The 7,686-nt window shown below is 43.1% G+C and carries 8 protein-coding genes, 3 tRNA genes and 1 CRISPR repeat array; of the genes, 6 read left to right on the forward strand and 5 right to left on the reverse strand.

What is annotated here, in order from left to right; genetic code table 11:
• The first annotated feature begins 10 nt into the window (after positions 1-10).
• The 6 genes from Q0140_RS03140 to Q0140_RS03165 all read left to right on the forward strand — a co-directional run bounded on the left by Q0140_RS03140 (position 11) and on the right by Q0140_RS03165 (position 3,518).
• Positions 11-87, forward strand: a tRNA-Arg gene (locus Q0140_RS03140).
• Between the two features lie 64 nt (positions 88-151).
• Positions 152-1,144, forward strand: a complete 993-nt coding sequence (locus Q0140_RS03145; protein WP_297961775.1) for an agmatine deiminase family protein — start codon at positions 152-154, stop codon at positions 1,142-1,144.
• Between the two features lie 20 nt (positions 1,145-1,164).
• Complete coding sequence (locus tag Q0140_RS03150; RefSeq protein ID WP_297961778.1) at positions 1,165-2,355, forward strand: carbon-nitrogen hydrolase; 1,191 nt, start codon at positions 1,165-1,167, stop codon at positions 2,353-2,355.
• A 275-nt stretch (positions 2,356-2,630) separates the two neighbouring features.
• Positions 2,631-3,134 (forward strand): type II secretion system protein, encoded by a 504-nt coding sequence (locus Q0140_RS03155; protein ID WP_297961781.1) that lies wholly within the window; start codon positions 2,631-2,633, stop codon positions 3,132-3,134.
• A 197-nt stretch (positions 3,135-3,331) separates the two neighbouring features.
• Positions 3,332-3,406 (forward strand) — tRNA-Gln (locus Q0140_RS03160).
• A 37-nt stretch (positions 3,407-3,443) separates the two neighbouring features.
• A tRNA-Met gene (locus Q0140_RS03165) sits at positions 3,444-3,518 on the forward strand.
• Between the two features lie 107 nt (positions 3,519-3,625).
• Here the strand turns inward: Q0140_RS03165 and Q0140_RS03170 are convergent.
• The 5 genes from Q0140_RS03170 to Q0140_RS03190 form a co-directional block, all read right to left on the reverse strand.
• Positions 3,626-4,492 carry a site-specific integrase gene (locus tag Q0140_RS03170; protein WP_297961785.1) on the reverse strand — a complete coding sequence of 289 codons (867 nt, stop codon included), beginning with the start codon at positions 4,490-4,492 and terminating at the stop codon, positions 3,626-3,628.
• An 8-nt stretch (positions 4,493-4,500) separates the two neighbouring features.
• Entirely contained in the window at positions 4,501-4,887 is a 387-nt protein-coding gene (locus Q0140_RS03175) for a hypothetical protein (protein ID WP_297961788.1), read from the reverse strand.
• 119 nt (positions 4,888-5,006) lie between these two features.
• A CRISPR array of direct repeats spans positions 5,007-5,491; the repeat unit is 30 nt; unit sequence GTTTCAATTCCCAACGGGATGGAATTCTAC.
• Positions 5,492-5,878: 387 nt separating this feature from the next.
• The gene (gene cas1 / locus Q0140_RS03180; RefSeq protein WP_297961791.1) at positions 5,879-6,877 is read right to left on the reverse strand and encodes a CRISPR-associated endonuclease Cas1; all 999 of its coding nucleotides are present in this window, start codon (positions 6,875-6,877) and stop codon (positions 5,879-5,881) included.
• Between the two features lie 16 nt (positions 6,878-6,893).
• Positions 6,894-7,172, reverse strand: coding sequence for a CRISPR-associated endonuclease Cas2 (gene cas2 / locus Q0140_RS03185; RefSeq protein ID WP_297961794.1), 279 nt, complete (start codon positions 7,170-7,172; stop codon positions 6,894-6,896).
• Between the two features lie 8 nt (positions 7,173-7,180).
• Positions 7,181-7,678 (reverse strand): Dna2/Cas4 domain-containing protein, encoded by a 498-nt coding sequence (locus Q0140_RS03190; protein ID WP_297961796.1) that lies wholly within the window; start codon positions 7,676-7,678, stop codon positions 7,181-7,183.
• Positions 7,679-7,686 lie beyond the last annotated feature (8 nt).

Consider the following 7,686-nt stretch of genomic DNA (forward strand, 5'->3'; position numbering starts at 1 on the left):
TTTATTTCGTGCGCTCGTAGCTCAGCTGGATAGAGCATTTGATTGCGGTTCAAAAGGTCGGGGATTCGAATTCCTCCGGGCGCACCATCCACAAATATCTTTTTAAACCGACCTTCGCTATAATCCGTGAAATTTTAATCTTGGAGCAAAAATGAGAGCATTCGCCGAATGGGAAGAGCAAGAGGCGCTTTTAGTGTCTTTGCCGCACGCAGGTACCGATTGGGCGCCGTATTTAGGCGAGATACGGGCGGCTTATCGCGACTTTATCGCCGCTGCAGCGAGGTTTGAGCCGGTCGTCGCGATCGCGCCGAACCGCGAGGATTTTGAGCAAATTTGCGGCGGCTTAGCAAACGCGAGCTTCGCGCAAATCGATACCGACGATACGTGGATCCGCGATTACGGCGCGATCGACGTAGAGGAGGGCGGTAAAATCACGGGGCTAAATTTTCGTTTCAACGCCTGGGGCGGCAAATTTGCAAGCGCCAAGGACGACGCGTTAAATTCCAAGCTTTACGCCGCGAATGCCCGTCCGCTGCGAGACGTAGATCTGATCTTAGAAGGCGGCAGCGTCGATTTTGACGGTGCGGGCACGATGCTGACTACGAGCGCGTGTTTGCTAAACGAAAATCGCAACTCCCTTAGCAAGGCCGAACTGGACGCGCGGCTGCGTGAAATTTTCGGGCTAAGAAACATAATCTGGCTGGGACGCGGCTTCATCAAAGGCGATGATACCGACAGCCACGTAGACACCCTGGCGCGCTTTCTAAGCCCGCGCACTGTGGCTATTTCGTCGTGCGACGATCCGAGCGATCTGCACTACGCGGAGCTTGGCGCGATGAAGGATGAAATTTCATCGCTCGGATACGACGTGATCGAACTGCCGATCCCGCGCGCAATATTTTATCAGGGGCGCAGGCTGCCCGCGACTTACGCAAATTTCGTCTTTTTAAACGGCGCGCTCATCGTGCCTACCTACGCAGACCCCGCAGATCCGCACGATCCAAACCGCGCGGCGGACGAGCTGGCGCTGTCGCGTCTGCGTGCAGCGTGCGCGGATCGCGAAATAGTGGGGGTGAACGCGCGCGTTTTCATCCGCCAAAACGGCTCGCTGCACTGCTCGTGTATGAATAAATTCAGGCTTTAAATTTAGATCGAAGGAAAAATATGAAAATTTTAAAAGTTGGACTGATTTCGCATAAATTTGAAGGTACCAAGGCGCGCACGATAGCGCGCAGTATAGAGCTCATCGCGCGCGCAGCGGCGAAGGGCGCGCAATTAATCGTTTTGCAAGAGCTTCATCAGACGCATTATTTTTGCCAGCGCGAAAATACTGAAAATTTCGACTATGCGCAGGATTTCGAGCGCGATTTGCGGCTGTGGAGCGAGGTAGCGAAGAGATTTGGCGTCGTGCTGGTAAGCTCGCTTTTCGAGCGCCGCGCCGCGGGGCTGTATCACAATACCGCCGTAGTCTTCGAGCGCGACGGCTCTATCGCGGGGCGGTACCGTAAGATGCACATACCCGACGATCCGCAGTTTTACGAAAAATTTTATTTCACGCCGGGCGATCTGGGCTTTGAGCCCATAGATACGAGCGTGGGACGGCTCGGCGTGCTCGTGTGCTGGGATCAGTGGTATCCCGAGGCGGCGCGCGCGATGGCGCTACGCGGTGCCGAGCTACTCATATATCCGACCGCGATCGGGTGGTTTGACGGCGACGGCGAGGACGAGAAGGCGCGCCAGTTGGAGGCCTGGGTCGCGGTACAGCGCGGGCATGCGGTGGCAAACTCCCTACCCGTAATCGCTGTAAATCGCGTAGGCTTTGAGAGCGCCGCGCTGAGCAAAGTCTCGCCGGATGAAATTTTATCCGGGGGAAATAAAATTTCGGCAGCAAACGACGGCGGAGCAGCCAGCGATAAAATTTTGCGCTCCGCGGATACGGGCGGCGAGAGTAAAATTTTAAGCGAGGGCGGAATTTTATCCTTTAATAACGGGGCGCTAACGGATGGCGGCAAAATGGCGATCGGCGGCGAAATTTTGCCCGCGAAAAATGAGGCGGCGCGAGGGAATTTAAAGATTTCGATAGAGATCAAATTTAACGGCGAAACTTTAGAGGTGCTGCCGAATAAACAGCGCGTAGATCAGCTTGTCAGCGAAGAGGGGATTAGATTTTGGGGCAATAGCTTTGTTTTTGGCGCGCAGGGCGAACAGCTGTTTCGCGCAAATAGCACCGATGAGCTATGCGAAGTCGTAACCATCGATATGCAAAGATGCGAAAATGTGCGCCGCTGGTGGCCGTTTCTGCGCGATAGGCGCGTAGAGGAGTATGGAATTCTCACGAAGAGATACGGGCTGTAGCATTCTGTATCTCGAATAGACATATGGTTTATCGGACGCGCACAGAATGAAAGCAAATAATTTTTATGGTATCAATGTGTAGAGGCGCCGCCGAAATACATCAATAGACCAAATTGGTTTAAAATTTCGATTTTGAAATGCCCGCAAAATCGGACTTTGTAAATAAATTGTAAAAAATTTGCCAAAAACTATTGACAATTTTTAAATTTTTCTCTATAATTACGCCAAGTTTCGCATATAGGTATGCGGGATGAATTTTATATAAGGAGTAAACCATGAAAAAAGGTTTTACTATGATCGAGTTGATCTTTGTTATCGTTATTTTAGGTATCTTGGCAGCTGTTGCTATACCAAGACTTGCAGCTACTCGTGATGATGCAGAAATCGCAAAAGCTGGTACTAATGTTACCACGATTGTATCGGATCTTGGCTCTTATTATACATCACAAGCGAAATTTGCTGACGATCTTAAGTCTATGACAAATGTAGCAATAGATCCAGGCACAGGTTTTGTTGGTGAACTTAAGTCCGGTGGTAAAAAGTGCTTAAAAGTTACATTGAAAGATTCTGTTGCTGCGAATGGTACTGCTGGTATTGTTCCTGCTTATTTAAAAGTAGAGAAAGGTGCTGAGAATGGTGCTTCAATCTGCACTAAGCTATATGCGGATCCTTCAATTAATGAAATCTTAAATAAGAAATTTAAGTATGTAGATAATGTAGATGGTAAGGAAAAAGAACTTGATGGTTTTGCAATTAGTGGTGTTGCTGTAGTTAAATAAGTTAATATTTAACTTATAATATAGGGGTCTAACTTTATGTTAGACCCTTTTTACGTTTATAAGTACAAAAATAATATTTTTATAAGTATTATTTTATATTTGAAATTATTAAGTCTAATTTAAATATAACTTTTAATTTTTTAAATATTTTTATTTGAATATTACTTCAAAGATTAGTGTATATTTTAGTTTTAAATTGGGGTATAGCCAAGCGGCAAGGCAATTGGTTTTGGTCCAATCATTCGGAGGTTCGAATCCTCCTACCCCATCCATTTGGAGAATTTAAAAATTTATTCGCACTTCTTGTATCGCAGAGTAGAGCAGTGGTAGCTCGTCGGGCTCATAACCCGAAGGTCGGTGGTTCAAATCCACCCTCTGCAACCAAACACCCATTACAAGGGCATTTGATAAAATCTTAAAATATTCTTATTTTTCTAATGGAAAGTATTAAGCTTATTTTAAGCGTATGGATCACAACGCTTATTTTTTACTTAAACGGAATTCATCAAATTTTCGATAGTATTTTTCGATTGTTTTATATTGGCAGTGATATATTTTTGAGTAGTAATGATATTCGTATGACCGAGAGTAAAACTTACCTGCTCGATCGGAAGCTTAAGATAATTAATGCAATATGTGCCGATAAGATGCCTTATATCGTGAAGCCTGATTTTAGGTAGATTATTCCTCTTAAGCAAAGAATTCCAACTTCTACGTAAATCAACAAATTTTGTTTTAGTAGCAGGATTGATAAAGACGTAGCTATTTAGTTGATTATTCTGTTTTGCAGCTATATAGCGCTTTAATAGCCTTTTATAAAGCTCGTCGCTCATAGAATAAACCATATCACGCTTAGCTTTATTGATTTGAAAAGGTATGACGTAAGTTTTAGTCTTTAAATTTACGTCGCTCCAGCGCAAGCTTAAAACCTCATTTTTACGCCTGCCGTGGAGTAGAAAAAAGAATATATCGGCACTATCAGCTTCATTTTCACAGATAGCTTTTATAAATTGCCTTTGGACGGATAGCGGATAATCAAAGTATCGTTTATTGTCAAATTTAGGCAACTCGACAAAGTCGCAGGGATTTTTAGTTATAAGCTCAAGCTTTTGAGCGAATTTAAAGATTACGTGCAGCTTTGCAAGGATATTTTTAACGGTCTTGATTTTATAATCAGCCTTGATTAAGCCGTTACAGAGCCTTTGAATATCCAAAAAGCTTATATCGCTTACATCTTTTTCGCCTAAACTTGAAGCTATATGTTTCTTATACATCGATATATCGCTTTCTAAAGTGTGCTTACGAAGTATCAACTCGTAAAATTCTACGTAATCATTAAAAAGCTTATTAAGTAGCATAAAAAATCCTAAATCCTACAAAAACAATCTTTCAATGGTTCATCATCGAAATCAAAAAGCCCACCTTGTCTATCAGATTTTTTAAAAACCCTCTCCATATCGATGCAAGTTCTTTTCTTGCTAAACCAATATTTGTTTTGGATATTCTCGCCTTGCTTCTCAAGTTGAAACAATCTAGCTTCAATCTGTTTCATATATTCCCAATCTTTAGGGAAATGCTTCCAAACTTGAAAAAAGCTTCTATCGCTTTGAGCCGGGCAAAAGCTGCAACCCGTGCGAGTGAAATATCTATACAACGAGTTTTCCATTTCGCGCTCTCGTAAATATGCTGCACAGTCCGTCTCGCTCATTCCAAAGTCGTCTATGAGCGGATAAAGAAACTCATTGCCTGCCATCTTTCTATGAATTTCAGACGTAGTGTAGCCTATGTAAATTTTGTATTCTTTGACGCCTTCCTCTTTAACCCAACGCTCAAACGGGCGGGTTTTTGACTCTCTACGCCAGGTGCAAGGCAGTTTCAATTCCCAACGGGATGGAATTCTACGTTACTACGCTCATCAACCCGCCGAATATCATTACTAGTTTCAATTCCCAACGGGATGGAATTCTACCCTAATATCATCAAGAGCTGTGTTCCGTAAAATACCGTTTCAATTCCCAACGGGATGGAATTCTACAATTTGAGAAGTCGCCTGATCTTTGCTAGAAAGTGTTTCAATTCCCAACGGGATGGAATTCTACTCTCGGTATTTTTAGGGCTTTTTGGGATATTTTGTTTCAATTCCCAACGGGATGGAATTCTACTAGCAAAGGTTTTTTGAGAATTTTTGCTTATTTTGAGTTTCAATTCCCAACGGGATGGAATTCTACCCGTTCGAGTAGAAAAATAGCTTTGAGCGAGCTGTTTCAATTCCCAACGGGATGGAATTCTACAAATCTCTGAATTCTTTATATTGCCGAATTTTGCGAGTTTCAATTCCCAACGGGATGGAATTCTACAGCACGAATTTTCCCATTTTTCTAGGTAGAAAGTGTTAGGAGTATATATTTTTATGCCTTAAAATGGACTAAATTTAAAAAAGCTCCCGATTGCTCAATGCCCAAAATTAGGCATTTCAGAATCTTAAAAGCAACTTTATCGCTATCTATATGTATCGTGAGTGCAAATGTTAAAATCTAAATATAAAGATATTCAAAAATCTAAGTGTAAATAATAAAAAGCTGAAATTTTAAAAGCATATGCGTTTTTAAAGCCAATTCGTTCGCCGTTCCGTGCTTCAGATCAAATTTATTTCAAAAGCACATGCATTTTAAGAGGGCGCAATCTATGGGCGTAAGTGATTCTAGTCAAAATTTCAAAAGCACGAATGAGCTTAAAAGCCCAGCCTACCGCCATACCAGCCCCTCGTAAGGCACGCCTTCACAGACGTATTTTTTAATCTGATTTGCCTCGCGACGTATAATTTGACGCCAGGTTAAGCTCTGTCCCGCTACGTTCGCGCAGGATGATAGTTTCTCAATCATTTTTAGCTCGATCTTTTGCACCGCTTCTCGACCGAATCGAATACGCCCCGCGTCCGTTTCAAAATCTTTTGCCGTAATCTCGCGTTTATTTAACATTCCAAAAATTAATCTATCGCCTAAAATAGGCTTAAAAATCTCTGCAAGATCTAGATGCAGACTTAGCGCACGGTAGTTTGGCTCGTGTAAAAAGCCGATGCGCGGATCAAGCTCGGTTTTGTAAATTTCGCTGAGGCAGACGTTATAAATACGCGTATTTACATAGCTAATGAGGGCATTAATTTTATCTGCCGGCGGGCGTTTGGAGCGCGTCGTAAATTTAAAACTGCGCTGATCCTCGATGATTTCGTTCCAGGCCGCGAAATACTGCTTGGCAAAGCCGCCTTCCACCGCCATTACCGCTGCTATGTCGCAGACGCGCGCTAGGGCATCCAGATGCGGCGCAGTATCGAGCGAGACGCCGTAAACCTTGCAATTAATGGCTGCATTTAAGATGCGAGCGCGAGTAATCTCGCGAGCGATAAAAAGGCGCTTAGAAAGATCGTCAAAAGCCCGCAGCTGCGCCAAAAGCACAAAGCCGCTTTTGTTTACAGAATTTGAAGTATTCGGGAAAAAACTGCCGCGAAAGCTCTGATAGGCGCTAAAAATATGCAACAAAATGTTATTATCAGCCAAAAACGCCATAGCATAAGTGTCAAGCTCTACCCGCGCCAAAATATAAATTTCATCAATTGCATTAATCGGCAAAATTTTACTAGTTAAAATTCCGCCCTCGTCGTTAAATTTATCGAAGTATAGATTATTATCTTTGCGGCGCAATCGGCCTGGGCTCAAAATAAAATGCGTGCGATCCGATTTTTGCATACTTTATCCTTAAATTTTAGCTGAATATTGCCTCGTTTTTATCGCATCCGATGACGAGGCGCTGTGAATATTTGAGCGAATTAAAAGTATAAATTACTACCGAATCAAGCTTGCTAGAGCATTCTTTTTGCAAAATCGCCATTAATTTTTTAAGATCGCTCGCTCTGATTTCACCCTCAAAAACGCTGAATTGCACGCGAGGCAGAAACTTCTCGACCGCCTTTCGGACGCGCGCAGCGTTATTTTTCTCCTTTTCGTCGCTGCTTGAAATATCGTAAAATAAAATAGCGTACATTCTATCTCCTAAATGCAATAATCACGATAAGCGCAACTCTCGCAAATCTTTTGCGGGCTAAATTTAGGCGGCTTTGGCTCATTCACAAGGGCGGCAATGCCGTTTAGAATTGTTTCGATTTTAGTGAAATTTTCGGCGTTATCCTCAATGGCTATGACGGTTTTGCCGCTAATTAGCTTGCCTTTCACCTCTTTTAAATTTAAGCCTGTTTTTAAAAGATAGATATAAAAAAGTAGCTGCATCTTGCCTGCTTCTGGATTTTTTAGGCTCTTTTTATATTCGGTGATGAGATAATGTCCGCGCTGCTTGGAAAGCTTGTCAAATTTCAAATTTGAAAATGCGAAGTCCTGCAAACCGTTCTCTTTGATGTCTGCTAGTGCCTTACCCATCAGCATGTTTTCATCTTCCTGATTGGCGTGAATATTGTGTCCGTAAAGCCACGCTTCGCGCTTACAGGTGACGTAATAATTCACAAGCGTGCCGGTGATTTGGTCTTTGCAAAACATTAGTCGAA

The sequence above is a fragment of the uncultured Campylobacter sp. genome, assembly GCF_938045405.1.
GTDB lineage: Bacteria > Campylobacterota > Campylobacteria > Campylobacterales > Campylobacteraceae > Campylobacter_B.